Annotated in this window: 20 protein-coding genes; 10 read left to right on the forward strand and 10 right to left on the reverse strand. The window is 39.4% G+C overall.

Annotation, left to right across the window (positions count from 1 at the left end):
* Window positions 1-284: 284 nt before the first annotated feature.
* The 3 genes from ACOQON_RS05345 to ACOQON_RS05355 all read left to right on the forward strand — a co-directional run bounded on the left by ACOQON_RS05345 (window position 285) and on the right by ACOQON_RS05355 (window position 2,201).
* Window positions 285-1,292, forward strand: a complete 1,008-nt coding sequence (locus ACOQON_RS05345; protein ID WP_420577893.1) for a S41 family peptidase — start codon at window positions 285-287, stop codon at window positions 1,290-1,292.
* Window positions 1,293-1,384: 92 nt separating this feature from the next.
* Window positions 1,385-1,600 (forward strand): hypothetical protein, encoded by a 216-nt coding sequence (locus ACOQON_RS05350; protein WP_420577894.1) that lies wholly within the window; start codon window positions 1,385-1,387, stop codon window positions 1,598-1,600.
* 1 nt (window position 1,601) lies between these two features.
* Entirely contained in the window at window positions 1,602-2,201 is a 600-nt protein-coding gene (locus tag ACOQON_RS05355; protein WP_420577895.1) for a hypothetical protein, read from the forward strand.
* A gap of 175 nt (window positions 2,202-2,376) precedes the next feature.
* Here ACOQON_RS05355 and ACOQON_RS05360 read toward each other — a convergent pair whose 3' ends face one another.
* The 5 genes from ACOQON_RS05360 to ACOQON_RS05380 all read right to left on the reverse strand — a co-directional run bounded on the left by ACOQON_RS05360 (window position 2,377) and on the right by ACOQON_RS05380 (window position 6,509).
* A complete protein-coding gene (locus tag ACOQON_RS05360) occupies window positions 2,377-2,733 on the reverse strand; it encodes a hypothetical protein (protein ID WP_420577896.1) in 357 nt (118 codons plus the stop codon).
* Between the two features lie 2 nt (window positions 2,734-2,735).
* Entirely contained in the window at window positions 2,736-2,951 is a 216-nt protein-coding gene (locus ACOQON_RS05365) for a cold-shock protein (RefSeq protein WP_420577897.1), read from the reverse strand.
* 18 nt (window positions 2,952-2,969) lie between these two features.
* Complete coding sequence (locus ACOQON_RS05370) at window positions 2,970-4,157, reverse strand: DEAD/DEAH box helicase (protein ID WP_420577898.1); 1,188 nt, start codon at window positions 4,155-4,157, stop codon at window positions 2,970-2,972.
* Between the two features lie 249 nt (window positions 4,158-4,406).
* Entirely contained in the window at window positions 4,407-5,627 is a 1,221-nt protein-coding gene (locus ACOQON_RS05375; protein WP_420577899.1) for a hypothetical protein, read from the reverse strand.
* Window positions 5,628-5,780: 153 nt separating this feature from the next.
* Window positions 5,781-6,509, reverse strand: a complete 729-nt coding sequence (locus ACOQON_RS05380; RefSeq protein WP_420577900.1) for a methyltransferase domain-containing protein — start codon at window positions 6,507-6,509, stop codon at window positions 5,781-5,783.
* Window positions 6,510-6,585: 76 nt separating this feature from the next.
* On the opposite strand from ACOQON_RS05380, the gene ACOQON_RS05385 reads away from it, so the two are divergent.
* Entirely contained in the window at window positions 6,586-9,450 is a 2,865-nt protein-coding gene (locus ACOQON_RS05385) for a PD-(D/E)XK nuclease family protein (RefSeq protein ID WP_420577901.1), read from the forward strand.
* Between the two features lie 93 nt (window positions 9,451-9,543).
* Window positions 9,544-10,101, forward strand: coding sequence for a DUF4251 domain-containing protein (locus ACOQON_RS05390; RefSeq protein WP_420577902.1), 558 nt, complete (start codon window positions 9,544-9,546; stop codon window positions 10,099-10,101).
* A gap of 54 nt (window positions 10,102-10,155) precedes the next feature.
* On the opposite strand, the gene ACOQON_RS05395 is transcribed toward ACOQON_RS05390, so the two are convergent.
* The gene (locus ACOQON_RS05395) at window positions 10,156-10,476 is read right to left on the reverse strand and encodes an HPF/RaiA family ribosome-associated protein (protein ID WP_420577903.1); all 321 of its coding nucleotides are present in this window, start codon (window positions 10,474-10,476) and stop codon (window positions 10,156-10,158) included.
* 580 nt (window positions 10,477-11,056) lie between these two features.
* On the opposite strand from ACOQON_RS05395, the gene ACOQON_RS05400 reads away from it, so the two are divergent.
* From ACOQON_RS05400 to ACOQON_RS05415, 4 genes are all read left to right on the forward strand, one after another.
* Entirely contained in the window at window positions 11,057-11,929 is an 873-nt protein-coding gene (locus tag ACOQON_RS05400) for a DUF2070 family protein (protein WP_420577904.1), read from the forward strand.
* A 349-nt stretch (window positions 11,930-12,278) separates the two neighbouring features.
* Window positions 12,279-12,974, forward strand: a complete 696-nt coding sequence (locus ACOQON_RS05405; RefSeq protein WP_420577905.1) for a pentapeptide repeat-containing protein — start codon at window positions 12,279-12,281, stop codon at window positions 12,972-12,974.
* A gap of 174 nt (window positions 12,975-13,148) precedes the next feature.
* Window positions 13,149-14,156, forward strand: a complete 1,008-nt coding sequence (locus tag ACOQON_RS05410; RefSeq protein WP_420577906.1) for a quinone oxidoreductase family protein — start codon at window positions 13,149-13,151, stop codon at window positions 14,154-14,156.
* A 216-nt stretch (window positions 14,157-14,372) separates the two neighbouring features.
* Window positions 14,373-14,828: a hypothetical protein gene (locus ACOQON_RS05415; protein ID WP_420577907.1), complete on the forward strand. Its 456-nt coding sequence runs from the start codon at window positions 14,373-14,375 to the stop codon at window positions 14,826-14,828.
* Here ACOQON_RS05415 and ACOQON_RS05420 read toward each other — a convergent pair.
* Entirely contained in the window at window positions 14,825-15,949 is a 1,125-nt protein-coding gene (locus tag ACOQON_RS05420; protein WP_420577908.1) for a hypothetical protein, read from the reverse strand. The genes ACOQON_RS05415 and ACOQON_RS05420 overlap by 4 nt on opposite strands.
* Before the next feature lie 263 nt (window positions 15,950-16,212).
* Window positions 16,213-16,386, reverse strand: a complete 174-nt coding sequence (locus ACOQON_RS05425; RefSeq protein WP_420577909.1) for a hypothetical protein — start codon at window positions 16,384-16,386, stop codon at window positions 16,213-16,215.
* A 215-nt stretch (window positions 16,387-16,601) separates the two neighbouring features.
* On the opposite strand from ACOQON_RS05425, the gene ACOQON_RS05430 reads away from it, so the two are divergent.
* A complete protein-coding gene (locus ACOQON_RS05430; RefSeq protein WP_420577910.1) occupies window positions 16,602-17,033 on the forward strand; it encodes a DUF4920 domain-containing protein in 432 nt (143 codons plus the stop codon).
* A 12-nt stretch (window positions 17,034-17,045) separates the two neighbouring features.
* On the opposite strand, the gene ACOQON_RS05435 is transcribed toward ACOQON_RS05430, so the two are convergent.
* Both ACOQON_RS05435 and ACOQON_RS05440 read right to left on the reverse strand, forming a co-directional pair.
* Window positions 17,046-17,417 (reverse strand): hypothetical protein, encoded by a 372-nt coding sequence (locus ACOQON_RS05435; RefSeq protein ID WP_420577911.1) that lies wholly within the window; start codon window positions 17,415-17,417, stop codon window positions 17,046-17,048.
* Window positions 17,417-19,855: a penicillin acylase family protein gene (locus tag ACOQON_RS05440; RefSeq protein WP_420577912.1), complete on the reverse strand. Its 2,439-nt coding sequence runs from the start codon at window positions 19,853-19,855 to the stop codon at window positions 17,417-17,419. Before ACOQON_RS05440 ends, ACOQON_RS05435 begins: the two co-directional genes overlap by 1 nt.
* Window positions 19,856-19,918: the final 63 nt, after the last annotated feature.

A 19,918-nucleotide genomic window follows, 5' to 3' on the forward strand; every position in this document is an offset into this window, starting at 1 on the left:
ACGCAACATTGATAATAAAAGAAGAACTAGAGGTAAAGTTGATATTGACTTTTTCATTGTGGTGAACATTAAAGCTTTATTCAATTTACTCAAAAAAACATACACAAGTGCGAACGTTACTCAGAAAGTAATATGTACAATCACCTTATTAATTCGTTTCTACAATACCAAGTAGATGCAGGAGATGCAGGAGATCGTCACAAACAATTATTTACCATTTCCACGAACGGTAGCACCTATCGCAACATTCTATCGTATGAGTACCAAACTCGTTTTCAAAAATCATGCGCCTAATAAGAATCACTATCTATCTAATTTTCATTCCAATCCTTTCCTGTTCCCAAAAACCAAACCTCCATCAGGAGACATTCAATGAATTGTGGACGCTAATGGATGAGCGATATTCACTTTTTGAAGCACGTGGAGTAGACTGGCAAGAGGTCAAAGGCACGTATGAACAAAAGCTGAAGGATATTGATACAGAGGATGAGTTGTTCGACTTATGTTGTCAGATGCTCTCTGAGCTACATGACGGTCATACCTCTTTGATTGACATAAAAAATGATTTGAGTTGCAACAGCTTTAGCTTTTCTAATTCTCCGGCGATACTAAAGGCGTTTGAAAGCAAGCAAGCCTTTTGGAAGGTGTCAGACGCGACGTTAAAAGAAAATGCCTTTAACGAACTCCTTGAAATGGATGCGCATGTCTACCTGAGTTGGAATGAGCAGATCGGATATATCCGACTAAACCTGATGGCCGGAACATATTGGGGTTTTGCCAAAGCGCTTGAGCAAGTGAAGGAAAAAGATGGCCTTATCCTGGATATCCGACTCAACCCCGGGGGAAATGATGAGACCTTGCATCGGATTGCAGGGCGACTGGTCGATGAGACCTACATTTCACATTATAAAGAAACACGCCTGGCAGGGAGAGATGAATACACCGAATTGAGAAGCTGGCAAGTGGAGCCCGAAGGTCCTTTTCAGTTTTTGAAGCCAATAACTCTTCTGACAAGTGACTTTACAGCCAGCGCCAGTGATGTGTTTACACTTTCCCTGAAGGGACGAGAAAATGTAACCATCGTAGGCACGCCCACCATGGGTGCCATGTCGCATGTTGCTTCCGAGCAACTGAAGAACGGCTGGAGGCTTAACTATTCAAATAAGCGTACCTATTCGAGAGATATGGTGCTTTATGAAGGCAAAGGGATTCCGCCGGACGTTTACATAGAAAGCACAGATACCACCAAAGATCAGGTGATCATAAAGGCCATTGAGCTACTGGAAGATTAAGTAGTACTTCTTAATTGTTAATGGATATTTCGTTCCTCTTCCATCTTTCTATCTGTTTTCTTACCTTTAGTTAAACTTCTAAACTTAATCGTATGAAAAAATCAATCAGTCTATTATTGGCGGTACTGTTTATGGCCGCCTGTGGGGGAGGCTCCTCCAGCGAACAAAACGAGGAACTGTCTGCAGAGCAGGAGGAGGAAATTGTCCAGTCCATCAATGAGGATCTGGAAGCTGAAACTCAGGAGCTGGACGCCACAGCCGACGAGGCATTAAACGAAATCGATTCATTACTAAATGACATAGAATAATATGAAGAAGTTAATAGGGTTTATGATAATGTTCCTTTTGATCTTCGGCTCCTCTGAGCTAATCGCTCAGGGTAAGAGCGATGACAAAGGGAAAGGAAAAGACAAGAAAGAGAAGGCCGAAAAGGCCAAGGATAAAGATCAGGATGAAGACGATGACGAGGATGAAATGAAGGAAGGTGAAGTGGATGACGATGATGCGAAGCAAGGAAAGCCTGAAAAAGCCGAAAAGGATAAGTCGAATAACGGCAATGCTTACGGAAAAAATAAAGGCGACATGTCCGGTAAGGAATTCGGCAAGCTGCGTTCAGAGGAAGCTCGCAACAAAGTAAAAGAACAAAAAGCTAAACTGGATGAAGAGATTGCTGAGAATGAGACCAAGCTTAATGAGCGTAAAGAGCGACTGGCGACTGCAAAAGAAAAAGTAGCTAAAATGAAAGAGGAAGGCGAAACTTCCGAGGAGGAAATCGCTAAAAAGGAAGAAGCAATCAAGAAAGTAGAGGAGCGTGTCTCGGCTATGGAAAAGTTAATTGCTGAGAAGAAAGCTAAAGCAAAAGCCATGGTGGAGGAGCAAAAGAAAGAAGAAGAGGAAGACGATCAGTAAGTTCTGGCGCTTCTTAGATATTTTAAGCCCTGGCCAATGGTCAGGGTTTTTTGTTGCGACATTGAGAGCCAGTCGTCCTACCACTTCAAGTGGTGGGACGACTAGATAAAGAGGTAATAAAAAAACTCCTTCCCATTACTGAGAAGGAGTTTTCGTTTAATACTTCCAGAAAAAGCTATTCTTCTTCCTCATCTTTATCGAGGCGCTTCACCTCCAGGACAAATTTCTTGTCCATTTGAAATTGATAGGCGTGTTCACGCGTAAGTTCGTCCGACTTCTCAGAGGATTGAAGAATACTCAAAAGATCAGTTGCTACGCTGGAGCTCAGCTTATTTTGCTTCTGATTTTTGTGGATCTCCATTTTAAAGGTATACCCTGTTCTCTTCTGATTGTTCAGGTCTGAAAACTCGTGTTGCTGAAACTGGTACGTTTGAGGTTCTTTCTCCGCATCTACCATCAGCTTCAAAAGTACCGGCTTATATTTTTGCCAAAGATGTGTGTATTTCCCTTCGTACGTTGCAGTTCTAATCATAATCAATCACTTTTTTTATCTTCTTTTTTCGTTTTAGGTTCTTCAGGCGGCTCATCCAAAATGTTTCCAAATTCATCAACGTAAGCAATCATATCATCCAGCTTACCACTGGTCTCCTGGTCTTTCTTGTCGATTTTTTTCTGAAGCTTTTCCTGTCGCTTCTTCTTCTTTTTCTGTGCTTTTTGATTTTTGATAAAACTGTTCTGGGATCTTGCCATACAAACTTTTTAAATGAATTAATCGATTAATGTGACAGCACGACCGGTCTTTCCTGCACGGCCGGTTCTGCCTATCCGGTGGACATAGTCGGTATAGTTACGAGGAGCTTCGTAATTAATAACGAGCTCAACATCCTTCACATCTATACCTCGTGCTACTACGTCGGTAGCCACTAGAACGTGTACTTGTCCACGCTTAAATTTTCGCAGAGCAATTTCTCTAGCCCGTTGGGATTTATCACCATGGATGGCGTCAGCAGCAATACCTGCCTTGCACAATAGCTCGGAAATTTTCTCTGCCTTACGCTTAGTTTCTGAAAACAAGATGGTACGGGTCTTTAGTTCCGCATCAATCAGCCCTTTTACCATTTGGATCTTATCCTGTCCCTTTACATGTCTTACTTCCTGCTCAATTGCATTTGTATCCTGCGTTGCTTGCTCTGCCTTTACATGAACAGGCTCATTGGTCATTTCCTCTACCAGCTTTTTTTGAGTTGGGTCAAGGGTGGCCGAGAATAGCATTGTCTGATCTTTGGATACCATCTGTCTGTTGATTTCCTGGATCTCCTTCGAGAATCCCATGTCCAACATACGATCAAATTCATCCAATACCAAAACATTGAAGTCATTCAACTTCAAAATCTTCCTTTTCATCATATCCTGGATACGTCCCGGTGTGCCGATGATGAAATGATTTTTTCTTCTTAGTGCCTTAATATTCTCACCTACAGAAGATCCTCCAATCAGGCAGGTAGAAAAGATGTTTAATCCTCTCGCTAATGATAGAAATTCATCGTTGATCTGGGTGGCCAGCTCTCGGGTAGGAGCAATGATCAAGGCATAGTTTTCCTGCTTTTGCTCGATCATGTGCTGAATAATAGGGATAAGGAAAGCGGATGTTTTACCTGTTCCTGTTCCTGCGATACCTACAATGTCCTTGCCCTCCAATGCAGGTAAAATTGCTTTATCCTGTATCTCTGATGGGGTTTTGAAGCCTTTTTCTTTGATTTTGAAAAGGAGCTGAGCATCTAACTCAAAATCCTCAAAGGAATTCTGGTTGACATAGGCTTTTCGCTCATTGTTCACTGCTCCTTTGTTTGTAAATCTGGAAACATCCACTTTTTGGGTGTTTTGCTGTCTCCTTCGAGATGGTCTTCCCTTTCCTTTTGAGAAGTTTCTCTTTTTTCTTGTGTGTGTTTTATGCATATAATTTTATCTCTCTGCTAAGGGATATCTGTCAGATTGATAAAATCGATGCTTCATTATCAAATGGATAATGCATTGCTTTTTCGGCTTCATAAATACTGGGACATCCCATGTCATTCAAAAGCCGATAACTATTAGAAATACTTTTTGGAAGGATTGCTAAGCGAGATGCTTGTGAATTGAGGTGCAAATGTAGCGACTATTTTCTGCGTGGGAATAATCTTTACCAAATATTATTTTGAAAGTGTGTTATTCCATATCTATAACCATCTCACCAAAATCGTAAATTAGTGAGATGCTAAAATAATCTTGGTGACCCGTAAGAGCAGAAACTTTTTGATCTAGCCGGTTATAAAGGCGACCACCATGCAAGCGGATACCTACCCGATGTAGTACATCATGATAAAAACCACTGGATGGTTTTAAGAAGGGAAAAATATCAATAGCTCCTCCATAACCATAGGCCAATGCCCCTACCGAAGGGTCTGCATCGTATTCGTCCTCTTTTAACGATGGAATTCCAGTATAAATCCCACCAAAATCAACTGAAGGAGTAACTCTAAGGAAGTCAAAATCAAGAATGGAAAAACCAATATTTAGCGTATAATTGAATGTATAAATATTCCAATTTTCTTCAAAGGATTCCCCATTATGCGTAAATGGTTGAATCACTTCACCGGAGTTTGACATGCCATGGAGACCTATCATTAGTCGATTGAAAACGCCATCAATGCCATAGGTAACAGACCCTCGATAGTCAAGCGTTTCCTTGATACCATCTGTAAATAGTGGAGCTCCTCCTCCCAGATAAATACTCCATGACTCATCACCCCTGATGTACCAACTCCGGATTCTTCGCTTTATAAAATCATTGTGTCTATAGTCTGGGTAGGCATTTAAAAATTTAACAGCTTCCATGGAATGGTCTTTCCAAAGATCTATGTAATACTTAAAGTATAAACTAAGGAATTCTTTGTCTTCTACACTTTGTTTGGAATCATCAATTTTTGAGAGGATATATTCATCCTTCATGATAATAATCTCATTCAAAGTGATAGGATAACGGTAGTCCACATCCGGGTAACCACCTCCATATTCATAATTTGAATAACCAGCACTCCATCCACAACTACCACCATAGAGCCTGTCATTGGGCCTGATAGTTGGTTCATTAAGTGTGGAGGTATATTCACCTACATAAAAATTCAAAAGCGTATTCTCATTATTTGTAAAGACAGGATAGATGGATCTGTTTAGTTTTCTATCCATATAGTTAAGTAGACGATGTACTTTTTCTGGTTGATCTTTCTCAATGTATTTAAATACCATTCGCCTTCCGTTTTTTAAAATTATCCGGCTGCTGTCTCGATAGGAAAAAATTTCTGTGGACAGAAGGCTATCCAGGTTTTGCGCAGCAATAAGGAAGGGTGCGAATATTACGATTAGAAGAGTAATTAGGATTTTATTCATATTTCAATCTAACGGAGGATTTTGTTAATTGAAATGATGATTCTACAAACAGTCTGGAAAGAAAGTTGAGGTATGGAGAAAATTCTACTAAATAATAACCTTGCTGCCTTCTAATCCCTATTTATGCAGGTCATGCCCTTCTATGTTTAATTGCTAAAGCGGTTTAATGTCCTTTAATTTCTTTGCGACAATCGCGGTGTAGTGAATAGGTTCTCCTTTCGTATTCAATCGATGCACATACGTTTTCTCTTCAAGAATCTGCATGCAGTCATCCTGATTTCCTTCAAGAATTTCCTTAAACCCTGAGTCATCGCTATTGGATAGAAACCGATCACGCAGGTTGAATGCAATCCAACCATTGGGTTCCACCAGGTTGAAAGCATTAATAAAGCTTTCAGGAGGGATGTGGTCGAAACCTAATGCTGCAACCGTCACCATCGCGTTGAGGTGAAGCGATCTTAATTTTTTTATGATATCCAATTCTGCCTTGGTCAGGTCTGCGACGAGGTAGTCTTTATAAATATCATCTCGTTCACAAAGGGCTGCTTGTTTGGCTTCTTCTAATATATCCACACCAACGATAAGTTCAGGATTGCCTTTGGAGAGTGCCCTGGCGACCAGCCCGTTTCCGGCACCAAAATCCAGAATTCTGAGTTGTTCGATGGAATCATTAGCCTTCACCTGCTTAAATAAAAGATTGGCTATAACCGTGGGAGACTGACACTTTAGGTGTTGATGAAAAACCGTTTCATAAAGGTGAGGAGTCTGGAATATTCTAATGTAATCATGGAATTTGATCTTCTCCTCTCTGTTTAAAATAAAGTATTCCTCATTTTGATCTAATTGCTCACTGTCTGGAAACGTTATATTCAGTTGAGTCATGGTTGGTTGGTTTCTGGTGAAAATTCGATCAGCCTCAAATATGTTGGATTTATATAGAATTCACTAACCTTGCCGCATGACGTTCCTTTCCGAAGTAGCTGATCATTTATTGACGAAACATGCCAATCATTTAGGTGATTGCACTGTAGTGTTTCCAAACAGAAGAGCTGGTCTTTTTCTGAAAAAGCACCTATCAAAAAAGGTAGAAAAACCGGTTTGGTCACCTACGGTATTGAGTTTGGAAGATTTTTTATTTCGTTTTTCGCATACCAAGAAAGCGGATACGTTAACGCTGGTTTTTGAATTGTATGAATCATTTAAGCAGCATCAATCGAGTGGCGAAGGATTTGAGACGTTCTATTTCTGGGGAGAAATGCTCCTTCGAGATTTTGAAGAGGTAGATCATTACCTGGTGAGTTCGAAGCAGCTCTTTCATCACATAAAAAGCGATAGGCAAATCGCTGAAGATTTTTACTTCCTTGACGAGGAGCAGGAAAGGTTGATACAGAAATTCTGGCAGGAATTTTTTCCATCTGCGTCCAAATCACAGGAGCAGTTTGTGGAGACCTGGAAGATTCTGGACTCGGTGTATCAAAGCTTTAAAGAGCGGCTAAAAAAGGATGGAATCGGATATACATCTCATATTTATCGTGAGCTTGCAGAAAGAATACAGAATGAGCAATTGTCGATTGATGGCCCTGTGATATTTGCTGGTTTTAATGCGCTTACACCCGTGGAGGAAGTGCTTATCAAACACTTTGTGGTGGAACATGACGCAGAAGTACTGTGGGATATCGATGCGTATTACCTTGAAAACGATGTGCAGGAGGCGGGAGGTTTTTTAAGACAATATCAAAAAGATCCGGTCTTTGGGAAAAGTTTTCCGGAAGTGGTTCCAGCTACCATCAATCAAGGTAAGCAGGTTGACGTGACGGGCGTATCACTAGAGGTCGGACAGGCAAAAGCGCTTGGGGAGCAAGTTGAGGAGTTGATCGATCAGGGGGTTTCTCCGGAGGAAATCGTGATTATTCTTCCTCAGGATTATATGCTCTTCCCTGTACTCAATGCCATTCCAGAGCAAGTAGAAAAGCTAAATGTCACGATGGGTTATCCATTGAAGGAAACACCCCTTTTTGGGTTGCTGGAAGCATCGCTTGAGGTTCAGGAACATATGCAGCTTTCGGCAGAAAATGGACTTTCTTTTTATCATAAACCGACATTGGATGTACTCAGTCATCCATACCTCTACAAGGAGGAAAAAAATCCTCTGGATAAACTGATAAAAGACATTAAGAAGAAAAATCAGGTTCGGGTTTTTCAGTCTGACATTCTGGAGGTGGGCTCAACGCTGTTAAACACCATTTTCAGACAGGTGAATGAGGATGAAGATTATGCCAAATATCTTCGAAGCGTTGTAGAGGTATTGGGGCAGCAGGTCGTGGAGCGTTTCGGCCTGGAGCGCGAATACCTGTATCATTTTCAACAATTATTGAGTCGGCTCAATCAAATTCTGGAAAAGCAGCCGGAAAAAGTTGACTTGAAGACTTTCAAAGGGCTGTTTAGAAAAGCAACCCGATCCGTCAGGATTCCATTTAGTGGAGAACCGGTGGAAGGCCTACAGGTTATGGGGGTTTTGGAAACCAGGAATCTGGACTTCAAGCATGTCTTTATGCTGAATATGAATGAGGATATATTTCCTGCTGCTCAGAGAAACGGGTCGTTCATTCCATACCGAATCAGGAAAGCTTTTGGCCTCCCAACTTTTGAAGTTCAGGATGCGATTTATGCCTACCTGTTTTACCGACTTTTTCAGCGGTCTGAGCAGTTGTCTTTTTACTACAACATGTATGCAGATTTTGGAATGAGCGGAGAGGTGAGCCGATTCATACGACAGCTGGAGCTAGAGAGTGAGCTGAAGATTCAACGAAAGAAACTTTCCAATTCCATCCAGGTCAAAGAGCGACTTCCAATTAGCATAGAGAAGACACAGGAGGTGTTGGATCGGTTATCGATCTATACCGATAGGGTTCCACCCAAAGATCAAAAGAAACTTTCAGCCTCTGCTTTGAATGTCTACTACAATTGTAAGTTGCAATTCTACTTCAAGTATGTGCTACGACTGTTCTCTGGTGATGAGCTGAGCGATGAGCTGGACAAACGAAACTTCGGGAACGTGCTACACATGACGCTTGAGTACCTCTATCAGGATGCGATAGAGGGTAAAGCGGAGAGCACAATTACGGAAAATGACTTTTTCAAAATTCGAAGCTCGGTGGATGGTGCGATTGAGAAAGCATTTAGAAAGCACTTCGGGATGGGAGAGAAGCGAAAGTTTGAGTTGAAAGATCGAAACGTGGTGATGGCCGACCTCATACGGAAGTTTGTAAACAAGATCATCGATATGGATGAGGCTTATGCACCGTTTTCGATTGTCGGCCTGGAGAAAAAATATCATCAAAATTTCCCTGTTCAAGCAAATGGGCAAACCTATAATGTCCAACTAGGAGCAGATATCGATCGGGTAGACCGGAAAGAGCAGGCTGTTAGAGTGATTGATTATAAGAGCGGAAAAGACGCCAGGGAGATTGAAAGCCTGGATAAAGTATTCGACCCGACACCCGGGACAAGCTGGAAGGATGGAAGGAATAAGGCAGGTTTTCAAACATTGTTTTATGCCATGCTTTATACATCAAATCATGGCAATGACCATGCGGTGATTCCCGGCTTGCTAAACATGCAGGAGCTTTTTCAGCCGGATTTTGATTACCGTTTGACACTGGGTGGTGATCCGCTTACGGATGCACGTCCTTATCTGGAGATGTTTGAAGCTAAGCTCAAAGAGTTGATTTCTGAAATATTTGACATCACCAAGCCATTCGATCAAACTGAGGATGAAAGTCGTTGCAAATTCTGTGATTTTAAGGGTATCTGTGACAGGTAGATTCGGTATACACTATTTTTAACGTTTTTTTAGATTTATTGGCATTTTTATTGTCCTTCATTTGTTATTAAAACAAAGGAAAGGAGATTGAAAATGAAGAAGTTAGGAATTTTATTTGTTGTGTTATGTGCTTTGGGTGTACATGCTCAGGAAGTGAAAAATGACAATGAACAGGATAGAAAGGAAATTAAAGTGGACAAGAAGAATGAGAGAAAGGAAATGCTCGCTCAAAATCTTGATTCCCTTACCAAGATGATCAATCAGAAAGCTTTCGCTTTAGAAGCAAGCATGATTCGTGATCGATATCAAACCTATAATGTTCTGCAGGATAATAATTTCATCAAAGTAGATGGAGATGAAGTGATCATTCAGACGGCAAATGCCAGTAGAATCGGTCGTAATGGAATGGGAGGAGTGACTGTCAGAGGTCAAATGATTAGCTATGATGTGACAGAGGCAAAGAATAATACCTCAGTCATTATGACGGTTTCTACCTTTGCTCTAGGCACCGTTAATATTAATTTATCTGTCAATAGTATAGGAAATGCCACTGCTTATATTAATGGCAATTTTGGATTACGAGCCACTTTTATAGGAGATATAGTTGCCATCAATGATGTAAGGCAGTTTGAAGGCATGCCACAGTTTTAGTTCATAGTAGAGTGGTATTTTGAGTTGGCCCTTGCTTTAGCAAGGGCTTTTTTATTAGGCTTTATCAGGCCTTTTTTGCCTGTAGTCTTTATCTATTTCTTTTTGATCCACTAGCTGTCGCTTCATTCGCTCGTAGACGTCCTGTGCTGCCGATACAAAATCGGAGCTGTTGCTTTGAATGTAAAGCTCATGCCCCGGAGTTAATATTTTCAGCTTTACTAATTTATCCGCTTTCTCATCCTGAATAGATTCCAGATACACATCCATAGAAGTGATTTGATCATTATACCTGGAGAGTTTTTCAAAATGATTGCTCATGTGCGAGATTAAATCCTGACTAGCATTAAAGTTTACTGGTGTTACTTGAATATTCATATCTATATAATTCATGGTTTGGTCGAAGTGTTCAAAATAATATTGAATATTCATTCACTCTTAAAAAGGAAAGTGTAAGAATATTTAATTCTGCCTTCAAAGGACACTGCCAAACGAGATGAATGAGAAATTATTTTAAAGAATAAAATATTGTGTATTGGTGATTATTAACAACTTGTTAAATTAATATTTTGTGATTCAATCTTTATTAAGAATTTATGAATATTAGAAACAGGCTTGCAACTTTTCCGTTATGTAGTTCATCTTTGCATTGTAATCACATACAAAAACGATCCACCGCCATGGAATTATCTAAATCTTCTTCAGTAAAAATCCGGATTGGGATGCTTATTCTGATAGGTATGTTCATCCTTAGAGCATATGCAGAAACCCTCCTTTAATCTTAAAATATTGCATGTGATCAATTTGATTACACGCTAAAAATCTCTTCATACTTATTTACATAGACTAAGTCCGCACCAGTACGGTGCGGACTTTTTATTTCATTTCTTATCAGATTCTTTTTAGGGACTTTTTAATATTCTCTATATATTGGTTGATTCCATCAGCTATGTGAAATATGCAAGAAAGACTTAAGGACTGGCTTCTGAAGGATTATAAAGTTCCAAAATCTGAAGGAGTCCAATTCATCACTATTTTAATACTCACCATTCTAACGGGACTTTTGGCTTTGGGTGAATACATAGTGGATTTGAAGGCCACCTCCATGCCGCTCATTATTCCATTACTCGTTGTGAATATTCTTCTCTTGATATTGGCAAAAAGAGGTGTGAATACAAGACTAATCGGTAATCTCCAGTTAGCCGTTTTGTATTTGATGTTTCAGGTCAGCTTTTTCATGTTGCCGGGGGTGTTTCATGTCTTTATTTACTGGATGGTTTCTATACCATTATTAGCGTTCATTTTTGGCAACTTACGCACGTCCCATATATGGCTAGTGGTGATATTGGCTACTATTTGTATTGATACGGTTTATGGTACACAATCTGTTGGAAGCTCGTATGAGGCGAGTATACCTTATTTACCATATGCATTTGCTGGTATCATTTTTACCATCACCCTGGTCGCTTGTTTTTCTTTATTGTATAATCTTCTGGGCAGGTCATATAGTAGGCTTAGATCTAAAAACAGAGAGGTAGTTGAATTGATTAGTCAGCTAAAGGCAATGAATGGATCGTTGGAAAAGGTAGTGGAAGAGCGCACGAGAGATATCGAGGAAAGAAATAAGAAGCTTAAAAAGTACGCTTTCATGAACTCTCATATGGTAAGAGCTCCACTTGCCAATATTTTGGGAGCTATTCAGCATTTGGAAGATAAAACTGACCAGATTACGGCAGGGGAATTGATGGATATTGTAAAGGTATCTGCTACCAGTCTTGATGATGTAATAAAAGAAATTGGTAAATCTCTGGATGAACAAGAACGGGTGTAGTAAAGCATAAACAATGTTATTTTCTCTTTGATTCTACCCGATAAAAGACTAACTTAAATATGGGTTTAGCAAACAGCTAAGTCCATCAGGTGGTTAGCTTGGACCTTGCGATTTATGGATTGTACAGGCCACACCAACCCAAAGGCGAGTGTCCCTCGCCTTTTGGATTTATATAGCCTCCATTTAGAACTGTTATTAACCGATCTCTGGTTTAGAGTAACCATCTCTTCCTTTCCGAGTATTATTATTGACGATGCAACTTTTTCAAATGCACTGCATCATATATTCAAACACCTGGTAAAACGACATGGAACTTTCAGCTTCACAATCAACCAAAATAAGAATCGCAATGCTGATTCTTTTTAGTCTTTTTCTATTAAGAGGTTTTGCTCAACAAACTGTTGACGCAACTCAAATCATGGAGGATATTAGAGAAGGTAAGGACATTAGCTATGAGAACACGACAATTGTAGGGGAACTAGATTTTACATACATGTCCGAAAAGCTGCCGGATCTACCCAAGAAATCAAAATGGTGGAATAACGGGAACTCAAATACAGTGGAGGAATCCATTGATGTTTCGATTTCATTTAAGAACTGCACATTTAGAGATGATGTGCTCGCGTATATTCATGATGACCCTTCCGGCTATACGTTTGTTGCCGATTTTGATAAGAATGTGATTTTTTCCGGTTGCAAGTTCAATGAAAATGCCATGTTCAAGTACTCAGATTTTGATGGAAAGGTGAATTTTTCCGGATCTGATTTTCAACGAGAAACAACTTTTAAGTATGCCGAATTCGATGAAAGTGCTGACTTTTCAAATACACGATTTGATGATGATGCCACATTTAAATACGCACAGTTTGATGAAGGTGTAAGCTTTAAAAATGCGGTATTTGAAGAATCATGGAACATTAAATACATGAAGGCCCGTGGTGATTTTGATATAGCGGGTCTGGAGGTTAGAGATGATATTGATGCGAAGTACACCAGTATCAATGGGAATAGCTTTACTAAGTATCTGGTTAATAACAGAAACTAATTTTCTCTTCATATATATCACGATACCAACTCGTGACTCTACTATAGCCTGTCTCGTTTTTATGAGGTGGGCTTTTTTGATTATTGTTTCTTGACAGCAAATAGCCAAAGCTTTTTCGAGACGTGAATCCTAAGGTTTAAATTGCCTACAAATTAAGACGAACTGAATTGAGCAATGAAAGCCTATCAATTAAGAAAAACAGGTAAACCACAGGTATTAAAAATGGGAAATATACCCGAACCATCCCCTGGGTCAAACCAAATCAAGATTAAAGTGTCAACCATTGGCATTAACTACGCTGAAATATTGTCCCGGAAAGGTCAGTATAGCTGGGCTCCAAAGAAGCCATATGTGATGGGGATGGAATGTTGTGGTGAGGTTGTAGCGTTGGGCCAGGATTCATCTAAATTTAAGGTTGGAGATAAGGTAATTGTTGGGCAGCAGTATGGTTCTTATGCTGAATATGTTTGTGCCCCTGAGCACTTGTGTTTTCCTGCCTTTGAGAACTATACGGAGGAAGAAAACGCTGCTTTTCTCGTAAATTTTATGACTGCCTGGGTGGCACTTAAAAAGCTATGCAGAGTGGAATCGGGTGAGCGCATTTTGATTCAAGCGGCGGCTGGTGGTGTGGGTACTGCAGCGGTACAAATAGGTAAGGCTCTGGGCTGCAAAGTATATGGTACTGCGAGTCGGGGATACAAGTTGGATTTAATAAAGGAATTAGGAGGTACACCAATAAATTATCGAGAAAAGGATTTTTATCAGGAGATAATAAATGACGGAGGAAAGGTAAACTGTGTTTTAGAAACTGTTGGTGGAGACGTCTTCAAAAAGAGTATGAGGCTGCTGGATTCATTCGGGCGCTTAGTTGTTATCGGTTTTGCAAGTATGAACCTCAAAATATGGAATCCTTTTTCATGGGTGAAAACCCACCTGGATGCACCAAAAGTGAACATGATGAAGATGGCTATGGAGAGCAAAGGAGTTTATGCATCTCATATTGGCTATTTAACCGAAAATGAAAAATTGACTGCAGATATCTGGGATGAGTTGTATGATTTCGTAAATAAGCATAATCTAAAGCCAGTGGTTGGGAAAACTTTTCAATTCGAAAATCTACCTGAGGCACATGCATTTATGGAATCCAGAGAGTCCGTAGGGAAGTTAGTCGTTAAGTTATAATGTTTCGTCGGAAATTAGGGATAATTCCCAATACCGCTTTTGTATTATCAAATGATAAAAAAAAATTAAAAAACCTTTGTTAGGTAATTAAAAGCATATAAATTCGAGTATAGATAGTGAGTATCTATTTTCCATAGCTGGTTCTTAATGATGAAGGGTCCCAAAAGGGCACCCTTCTTTTTTTTATGATTTAAAACAATTTATTAATTTTATCACATGATAAATGATCGTATCCACAAGCTGATCAGGGTTCTAGATATGAATCCTACTTCTTTCTCAGAAAGTTTAGAAGTAAGCGTTACGGTCATATTCAATATCATCAAGGGGAGAAGAAGCAAGCCAAGCTTTGATCTCATTCTTAATATCCTAAAAACGTATGATAAGCTAAATGCAGATTGGCTTATCAAAGGTGATGGGTCGATGTGGAATGATGATATCGTGACATCAAAGGAGTTCGCACCAACTCATGTAAATCTCCAGGCACGAATCAGGGAACTTTTTATAAAAATGCGTTTAGAGCAGCCTGATTCTCATGAAGTCTTAGAGCTTGAAGAACTCGTGTCATTTTTAATTGATGAAGCTTCAGAGCAGAAGAACAAATTGATACTCTTGCATGAAAGACAAGAGGGCATGCTAAACGTTCTGAAGGAAAAACTTAAGTTGAAGGTTTAATCCAAAATCTTCAAGTCGATAAGCTCTCTAACGATACTCCTTCTTAATCTTACTTTCTGATACCAGTTAAATCCTACTGACATTAGCAGAAGAGCGAGCAAAGAACCTGAGATCAATTTTGAATAGAAAAGGATCGACGCAATTCGTTCCTGTTTGGCGACCTCATCAAAGTAGCGTTTTGTGATGAGATCCATGTTGTATTGTTTATCGCTTTGTTGAATTTCTTCCTGCTGTAACAGATAGGTATTTACACTTTTCGAGTAGAGGTCTTCATATGTTTTCGATTTTTGAAAATTTTCTAAATCAAAATGAATATTTGCAATTGCTTTATAAATCTCAAAATACTCTGGATGTTGGGATATCTGTCCAATTAAATTCTCTGCTTTAGCATATGTTTCAATAGCTAAGCCAGGCTTTGACCAGTCACTAAAGTTTTTAGCCTTGTCAAAGTAAATCTTAAAAACAGATGAAGGCAAAGGATCAGAAGATTGAGTAATATTTTCGATTGCTTTATTGAAGTAGTCGTCTGCTTTTTGAAAATTACCCTCCAGACTTTCTATTGTACCAAGGTTTTGATATGCGTAGGCAAGAAGTTTGATTGGACTCTCATCCTTTCTTAGCACAATCTCATCAAGCTTAGATCTAGCTGAAACAAAGTCCAGATTTTGAATGTAAGCATATGAAAGTCTATTAAGAATATCAAAGTACTTAGAGTTTTCTACATCCCTTTTTAACAATTGTTCTAATATAGTAACAGCACCATTATAATCGGATTCATCTAATAAAATACCCGAGAGGTTATAATTGATACTAATAATTTGTTTTTCATCCGATTCTTGGTGGGCTAGTTCTAAACCTTTTCTATAATATTCTTTAGCTAAATTGAATGCCTTAAATTTTCTAAATATTACCCCACAGTTTTTGTGCAATGAAATCAATGACTTCTTTACCCCGTCATAACTAGCTTGCTCAGCATGTCGAATGGATTCAAGATAGTAAATTATTGCTTTGCCGTATTCACCATTTTCATCGAGGATATAGGCCATTGTAAAATTAGCTTGCACTATTTCTTCATCTGAACCTTTTGAAATAGCGTCATTCAGGAAATCATCAGCAAGCAAAATTGACCCTTCAAAATCTGTTTTACTCAGTTGTACGATAGCATCAATCCTTTTTTGAAGGCCTTCCGCTGAAGCATTTCCTAAATAAGAAATGAATATAAAAACAAGAACAAGAATCCTCATTCCAAAATAACTGTTTCTTAATGGTGCAAGATAAAAAAAAACACCATTATAATAACTAATGGTGTCTTTTTTTGGATGAGAATGTAAATTCTCCTGTTCTATATCATAAATAAGTCTTTAAAAGAGGTTCGCTGATGAGTTTAATTTCCACCAGGTCCATCTTTATCATCGTCCCCATCGCCATTTCCATTTCCTTCTATTGAGCCATCTAGCTCAGTATCTTGAATTAGTTCTTCCATAGCTGCATCTTCAGAACATGCTGTAAATGATAATGCACCGGCAATTACAAGGGCTGTAAATAATTTTCTTTTCATAACTCTATAAGGTTTTTAATGATGGTTCAAATATAGAAAAAAAATTTATTTTACACATAACTAAAATATTTTTTTTAAAAATTATTTTTGTAGATATAACTTATTGGTAATAAGACAGTTATATGTAAAATAATTTTTATAATCATTCTAAATTTCTCTATGAAATATGTCATCATTAATGGGTGCATTATCTTCGCGACAATAAATGCTTAAATATGAGGTATCTACTAATTGCTCTACTTGCTTTTGAATGTTCAGCACCATCAGAAAAGTTTGCTAATCATGGAGCTGAGATTAACTCTGAGAATGCGTTATCAATTGATTCATTTCTTGCTGAGGTGGGAGAGGAAGAAAGGGACTTTAAAGTTAGGGGAACGATCGAAGAGGTTTGTCAAATGAAAGGATGTTGGATGACCCTCAGGAATGATCAGGGAGCTAATGTTCGTGTAACCTTTAAGGATTATGGTTTCTTTGTTCCAAAGGATATCAGCGGAAGTGAAGTGATAATTGAAGGAGTTGCAAAAAAGGAAGTGCTAGATGAAGATGTAGCCAGACACTATGCCGAAGACGGAGGCAAAGAATATGACGATTCCATGAGAAACTCCATCTCCTTTGTCGCTAATGGTGTTCTCGTTAAGGAAAGTTGATTGTAGTCAAATTCAACTATAAAGACTTCTTTGTTTAGGTTTTATAAACAAAGATCGAAAGCTAGTGCCGGAGAGTGAAGCAAAACCTCCGGCCAAACCACCAATTAGACCTGTTGCAAAAACCAGCAGAATCGGGTCACTTACCTGCATGATTTCAGCTACTTTTAAGCTAAAAGCTGACTCATTGAGCACGTCGATGTTCCAGGCATGTCCCATCCAAATAAGACCTACTCCAAGGAACCCGGCAACAAATGCATTTAACCCGGAGGATGGCGATATATAACATACCAGAAAAGCTACCACCATGGCTGTCCACCATGTAAAGAATGGGGAAAGAAAATAAGTAAGAGCTCCTATTACAATTAGTCTGATTATTAGCTTCATTATTTTGAATTAAGTGTAATGCTGTGCTTTATTTTTGAATGATTTGATGAAAGTGATGTTTCAAAAAGGAGTTTGTAGTATTCTCCGCTTGCCCAGTCGTCAATCATATGCCCATATGTAGGGTTACCAGGATTTCCTGATTGACTTCCGGGATAGACCCCCCAGGCATTGACTTCTCCACTTCCTAATTCCACCACCATGCGCCATGAAGGGCCATGGGAACTAGAGGCAGCATTTACAATGGATCGATTACCACCAACTTTTACTTTGCCTTCACTGAATGGACTAATTCTTAAAAGGTGACGAATGGTTGTGTTTTTGTATTGATACCATAATAAAGAGTTTCCTTCTTTTTCCAGGTACTCTTCCAGGCTTGCTATCGTTTCCTTGAATGTTTGCCGATAAAGATCACCGCTGGATTCTTTAACCGATGTGGACTGGTTGTCGATCATGAAAAAATCCGGCTTGTTCTCAAGTATTTCAACTGTATTGTACCAGTTTGGTCGATAGACAGCAACCTCACTGCTGTCTATTTCATCCCAGAGTTTACTGTTCAGTTTTCCCCACCATTCTTCATAAATGGTTGGCGCCTGTCTATCCGGGTTGTTGAAGTAATCCCAGCCGACAAGTTTATTGTAGTAATCCCATTCCAAATCTGTAAATGAAGCTGAATCCAGACTGTCAAGCATCATGGGCAAGGCTTCAGAGGCATTATAGTTGAAGTTGTCATGCTGAAGGCTCATCATGTCTTTCACAGTAATGTTATCCATCACTCTCAACCGATCATTGATGCGTCTTCCCCTGTAATATTCATAGTTATAATCATATTGATAATAGGGGTAGAGCGTATCTGCCGCGTGTTGATTAGCCGAGCTAACAAAGTTTTGTGGTGGATTCTTCACGTGCAGATTGTGTGATTGAGGCATGAAAGCCTGCCATTCCTGATTGATATCACTTCCATCCATTAAGAACTTTCCCTGCTCTTCCCACTTAACTGGGAATTTACCGTTTATCCAAAGGGCGATATCCCCATTGACGGAGGCAAAGGAATAGTTTTGTGGAGGACCACTGAAATAGCTAAATGCCTCAACAAAATCATCATAATTTTCTGCTTTATTTCCCAGGTATAATGCTTTGATTTCCTTGCTGGCATCATGAGCCGTCCATCGCATTGCCAGGTTGGTAATTTCACTCCTGTTATTGGTGAAATTCCGATCGTATACAACAGGTCCGTGATGCGTATAAATAATGGTATCATAATAGCTGAATGATCCGCGTGCTTTAATTTCCTCGATTACTTTTTTAGTGGGCACCCAATTTCCATTGTACAAGTATTCTTCCCTGGTTTCATCCTTAAATTGAATGTAATACCAATCAACCAGATCCCTTTTGGCGTTTGTGTTCCCCCATGCGATAGAATCATTAAAACCTATGGTTACTCCGGGACCACCGGGCAAGGTGGCACCCATGACATTGAGTGTTGGGCATTTTAGCTGCATGATATACCAGATGCTGGGAAGATTCAGACTTAAATCCGGTTCATTTGTCAGGATGACTCGTCCATTTGCTGTTTTTTCTCCATTTACTACAAAACTGTTACTGCCGTTATCCGGGTCTGGGTTTTCGATCGTCGGATCTGTGAAGTAGAGAGGAAAAGTAACGTCAGGTTTTTCAACCTTGATAGGTTCAAAATCAAACGTAGTTCCAACCGGAATTACAGGATCCACCACATCTGGTCTTTCCGGATAGAGCACCTCGAAGACTTCACGTCCCCATTTTTTCAACGCATTTGTATGTTCCAGATCACGTTCGCCCCGTGAAAGCATATTGTTCATATTGGCGATAAGAAGAAAACATTTCAATGGAGTCCACTCTTCCGGTTCGTAATCCAACAGCTTATACTCGATTGGATAGTCTGCGTACGACAAAGACTCAATGTAAGCGTTTACGCCCGCACTATAAGATTCAAGCAACTCATAAATCTCGGGTTCTTCTTTTTTGAAAAGCTCTTCCGATTTTCTCGCCCCGTGCATCAGGCCAATACGACGCATTTGTCTATCCACATCTATGAGGCTTGTATTCCCAATTTTAGGTCCCAGGATTTCTGCTAATCTGCCTGCTGCAGAATAAAGCTGAAACTCCATTTGCCACAATCGGTGATAGGCAGTGACATAGCCTTGTGTAAAGAGCAGGTCTTTTTCATTACTTGCAAAAACGTGAGGAATCAGCAACTCATCAAAATAAACATTTACACTATCTGTGATTCCTTCTATGGATTCTGATTCAATATCAATGGAATCATTCTCCGCATTTTGCCAAAATCCATGAAAGGGGCTGAGGAATTTACCCAATGGAGGAATGGAACCTATCTTGGTGTTTAAGGCGATTCCTAATGCCAATGCGATACTAAAGGAGATAACAAAACGAAATGTTTTCATGGAACCGGTTGAGCCTCTTCGGCTATTTATGCTGATTGATTTCTTAAAAAACTATTTAAGGTG

Origin of the sequence: Ekhidna sp. (assembly GCF_965221965.1) — a bacterium.
Taxonomy (GTDB): domain Bacteria; phylum Bacteroidota; class Bacteroidia; order Cytophagales; family Cyclobacteriaceae; genus Ekhidna.

Excerpts from the sequence above, each read along its gene's own strand:
- ACOQON_RS05440 (WP_420577912.1), bottom strand. The coding sequence starts at position 19,855 with ATGAAAACATTTCGTTTTGTTATCTCCTTTAGTATCGCATTGGCATTA.
- ACOQON_RS05350 (WP_420577894.1), top strand. The coding sequence starts at position 1,385 with ATGAAAAAATCAATCAGTCTATTATTGGCGGTACTGTTTATGGCCGCC.
- ACOQON_RS05385 (WP_420577901.1), top strand. The coding sequence starts at position 6,586 with ATGACGTTCCTTTCCGAAGTAGCTGATCATTTATTGACGAAACATGCC.
- ACOQON_RS05410 (WP_420577906.1), top strand. The coding sequence starts at position 13,149 with ATGAAAGCCTATCAATTAAGAAAAACAGGTAAACCACAGGTATTAAAA.
- ACOQON_RS05355 (WP_420577895.1), top strand. The coding sequence starts at position 1,602 with ATGAAGAAGTTAATAGGGTTTATGATAATGTTCCTTTTGATCTTCGGC.
- ACOQON_RS05405 (WP_420577905.1), top strand. The coding sequence starts at position 12,279 with ATGCTGATTCTTTTTAGTCTTTTTCTATTAAGAGGTTTTGCTCAACAA.
- ACOQON_RS05415 (WP_420577907.1), top strand. The coding sequence starts at position 14,373 with ATGATAAATGATCGTATCCACAAGCTGATCAGGGTTCTAGATATGAAT.
- ACOQON_RS05380 (WP_420577900.1), bottom strand. The coding sequence starts at position 6,509 with ATGACTCAACTGAATATAACGTTTCCAGACAGTGAGCAATTAGATCAA.
- ACOQON_RS05375 (WP_420577899.1), bottom strand. The coding sequence starts at position 5,627 with ATGAATAAAATCCTAATTACTCTTCTAATCGTAATATTCGCACCCTTC.
- ACOQON_RS05360 (WP_420577896.1), bottom strand. The coding sequence starts at position 2,733 with ATGATTAGAACTGCAACGTACGAAGGGAAATACACACATCTTTGGCAA.
- ACOQON_RS05435 (WP_420577911.1), bottom strand. The coding sequence starts at position 17,417 with ATGAAGCTAATAATCAGACTAATTGTAATAGGAGCTCTTACTTATTTT.
- ACOQON_RS05425 (WP_420577909.1), bottom strand. The coding sequence starts at position 16,386 with ATGAAAAGAAAATTATTTACAGCCCTTGTAATTGCCGGTGCATTATCA.
- ACOQON_RS05395 (WP_420577903.1), bottom strand. The coding sequence starts at position 10,476 with ATGAATATTCAAGTAACACCAGTAAACTTTAATGCTAGTCAGGATTTA.
- ACOQON_RS05400 (WP_420577904.1), top strand. The coding sequence starts at position 11,057 with ATGCAAGAAAGACTTAAGGACTGGCTTCTGAAGGATTATAAAGTTCCA.
- ACOQON_RS05370 (WP_420577898.1), bottom strand. The coding sequence starts at position 4,157 with ATGCATAAAACACACACAAGAAAAAAGAGAAACTTCTCAAAAGGAAAG.
- ACOQON_RS05390 (WP_420577902.1), top strand. The coding sequence starts at position 9,544 with ATGAAGAAGTTAGGAATTTTATTTGTTGTGTTATGTGCTTTGGGTGTA.
- ACOQON_RS05430 (WP_420577910.1), top strand. The coding sequence starts at position 16,602 with ATGAGGTATCTACTAATTGCTCTACTTGCTTTTGAATGTTCAGCACCA.
- ACOQON_RS05365 (WP_420577897.1), bottom strand. The coding sequence starts at position 2,951 with ATGGCAAGATCCCAGAACAGTTTTATCAAAAATCAAAAAGCACAGAAA.
- ACOQON_RS05345 (WP_420577893.1), top strand. The coding sequence starts at position 285 with ATGCGCCTAATAAGAATCACTATCTATCTAATTTTCATTCCAATCCTT.